The organism is Bacillota bacterium (assembly GCA_024655925.1).
Lineage (GTDB): Bacteria > Bacillota > DTU025 > DTU025 > JANLFS01 > JANLFS01.
Genome location: JANLFS010000217.1, coordinates 1 through 1,836 on the forward strand (window position 1 = coordinate 1; position 1,836 = coordinate 1,836).

The window sequence follows — 1,836 nt, forward strand, 5'->3', positions numbered from 1 at the left end:
GCGAGGATGCCGTGCTCAATGCCAACTATCTGCAGGCGCGCCTCAAAGGCATCTATCCACTGCCTCACGATCGCATCTGCATGCACGAGTTCGTCCTTGAAGGGCACCTGCCAGGGGCAGAGGGCATTCGCGCGTTGGATATCGCCAAGCGGTTGATGGACTATGGCATCCACCCGCCTACCAACTACTTCCCGCTCATCGTGCCTGAGGCCCTGATGATCGAACCCACAGAGACGGAGAGCAGAGAAATGTTGGATGCTTTTGTGGAGGCCATGGTCAAGATCGCTGAAGAAGCACGCAGCAACCCTAATGTCCTGCACGAGGCGCCACACGGGACGCCGGTCAGCCGCATGGATGAGGTGCGCGCCGCGCGTCAGCCCGTACTGCGGTGGCGCCTCCAGAGTTGAGGCCCGGTCTGCGAGAGGCCGAGGGTATCACGTTGTGACACTATACGCCGTTTGCCCCCTCGATGGCAGTACTCTCGTGGTTATATCCCAACAGAGGAAAGGAAACAGGAGAATGAATACCGTGACCAGCAATCGTTCCCCCTACGAGATCGCTGTTGCCCAGTTCGACAAAGCGGCCAGCTATCTCGACCTCAAGCCCGGCACGCGGGATATGTTGCGTGCCTGCAAACGCGAACTGTGTGTCCACTTCCCGGTCAGGATGGATGATGGCTCGGTCAGGGTCTTTACCGGCTATCGCGTCCACCACTCCACCACCCGAGGACCTTCGAAGGGTGGCATCCGCTACCACCCCGATGTAACCCTCGATGAGGTGCGTGCCCTGGCCATGTGGATGACCTGGAAGTGCGCCGTGGTTGGCATCCCCTACGGCGGGGCTAAGGGCGGCGTGGTTTGCGATCCCAAACAGATGTCGCTGCGGGAGCTCGAGAACCTCACGCGGCGCTATGCCACCGAAATTGCCGTCCTCATGAGCCCGGAGGGTGATATCCCCGCTCCCGATGTCAACACCAACCCGCAAATCATGGCCTGGATCATGGATACCTATTCCATGCACCGCGGCTACACTACTCCAGCCGTGGTCACGGGCAAGCCTATTGAGATCGGCGGGTCATTGGGGCGCACTGAGGCTACCGGGCGGGGCGTCACGTTCACGGCGCGGGAGGCGTTGAAGGTTAAGGGGATCCCTATCGAAGGGGCGACCGTGGCGGTGCAGGGCTTTGGCAACGTTGGCTCTATCGCTGCATATCTGATGCAGGATAAGGGCTGCAAGATCGTGGCCGCCTCTGACAGTCAGGGCGGCATCTATAATCCCAAAGGGTTCGATGCTCGCGACGTCGTGCGCTTCAAATGTGAGACCGGCACAGTCGTCGGCTATCCGGGCACCGAGAAGGTCAGCAATGAAGAGTTGCTCGAACTGCCCTGCGATGTCCTGATCCCGGCAGCGCTGGAGAATACCATCACGGCCCAGAATGCGTCCAAGATCAAAGCCAGGATTATTGCCGAGGGTGCCAACGGCCCGACATCCCCAGAGGCCGATGAGATCCTGTACGATCGCGACATCTTTGTCGTGCCCGACGTCCTGGCCAACGCTGGTGGGGTGACCGTCTCCTACTTTGAGTGGGTGCAGGGTTTGCAGTTCTTCTTTTGGAGCGAGAAGGAGATCAACGTTCGCTTGCGCGAGATCATGGTCCGCTCCTTTGAAGATGTGCTGCACATCGCCGAGGAGAAAAAGGTCGATATGCGCGTCGCAGCCTACATCAGCGCAGTAAAGAGAATTGCTGACGCGATGCTTGTCCGCAAACACAAGTCTCTTGCACCGACCGTCGAGTCTAAGACTGTTTTAAACAAATAGTTTTCTTCCCTCCTCTTT

General features: G+C 58.8%; 2 protein-coding genes. Both read left to right on the top strand.

All coding sequences use genetic code 11. The features are described 5' to 3' along the window. The coding region (locus NUW23_16260) for an aminomethyl-transferring glycine dehydrogenase subunit GcvPB (protein MCR4427700.1) at window positions 1–407 on the top strand (407 nt) is incomplete at its 5' end. A gap of 112 nt (window positions 408–519) precedes the next feature. Further along, complete coding sequence (locus NUW23_16265) at window positions 520–1,818, top strand: Glu/Leu/Phe/Val dehydrogenase (protein ID MCR4427701.1); 1,299 nt, start codon at window positions 520–522, stop codon at window positions 1,816–1,818. Window positions 1,819–1,836 lie beyond the last annotated feature (18 nt).